Here is a 1,045-nt window from a genome sequence, read left to right as displayed (position 1 = left end):
GAATACGCCGCCGCTGGCCGAACGGCGCGAACTGGTCTGGCTCGGCCTCTCCTGCTCGCCTTGCCACCGCAAGATCTGTCCGCTCGGCCACCTCAATTGCCTGAAGACGCTCGAGGTCGCACGGGTCATGGCGGCGGCGGACCGCCTGCTGGACATCCCGGCCTCCGCATGAAGGTGCTGATCGTCAAGACCTCGTCGATGGGCGATGTCATCCACACTTTTCCGGCGCTCCAGGATGCGCGCCGCGCACGGCCCGATATTGCCTTCGCCTGGTGCGTCGAGGAGGCTTTCGCCGGCATCGTCGCGCTGCACCCCGCAGTCGGAACCATCCACACGGTCGCCATCCGGCGTTGGCGAAAACATCTCTTCGACAAGGCCACCTGGCGCGAGGCGACCGCCTTGCGACGCGCCTTGCGTGCGTGCCGCTATGATCTGGTCATCGATGCGCAAGGCCTGTTGAAATCGGCGCTGGTGGCCAGGCAGGCGAAGGCGCCGATCGCCGGCTTCGACCGCTCAAGCGCGCGCGAGCCTTCGGCAACGCTGCTTTACGACGTCGGCCACGCCGTCCCCCGCAACCTGCACGCCATCGAGCGGACGCGACGGCTTTTCGGGCAGGCGTTGGGTTACCGGCCCGATCTTTCGATACTGGATTCGGGCATTGTGCCGCCGCCCGGCAATCTGACCGGCATAGCCGGCAACACGGCCTTCCTGCTGCACGGCACCAGCCGCGAGGACAAGAAGTGGCCTGTTGAAGACTGGATCGAAACCGGCCGCCTGCTGGTTGAGCGCGGCATGACGCCGGTCACGACCTGGTCGGACGAGCGCGAACAGGCGGTGGCTGAAGCGATCGCCCGGGCAGTTCCATCGACGAGCATCGTGCCAAAATCACCATTGGCCGACATCGCGGCGATCCTGGGCAGCTCGAGGCTGGTAATCGGCGCCGATACGGGGCTCACGCATCTCGCCAGCGCCTTCGGCCTGCCGACGGTCGCGGTGTTTTTGGCCACGGAGCCGGGTTTGACCGGTCCGCGCGGCCCCTATGCAT

The 1,045-nt window shown here is 66.7% G+C and carries 1 protein-coding gene; it reads left to right on the top strand.

Annotated features, from left to right (window positions below; genetic code table 11):
• Positions 1-168: 168 nt before the first annotated feature.
• The coding region (waaC, locus tag FJ980_RS34065; RefSeq protein WP_140547716.1) for a lipopolysaccharide heptosyltransferase I at positions 169-1,045 on the top strand (877 nt) is incomplete at its 3' end.

Source organism: Mesorhizobium sp. B1-1-5 (genome assembly GCF_006443065.1).
Lineage (GTDB): Bacteria > Pseudomonadota > Alphaproteobacteria > Rhizobiales > Rhizobiaceae > Mesorhizobium.
Note: the sequence above shows the minus strand (reverse complement) of the source record. Positions and strands in the feature narration are given on the sequence as shown.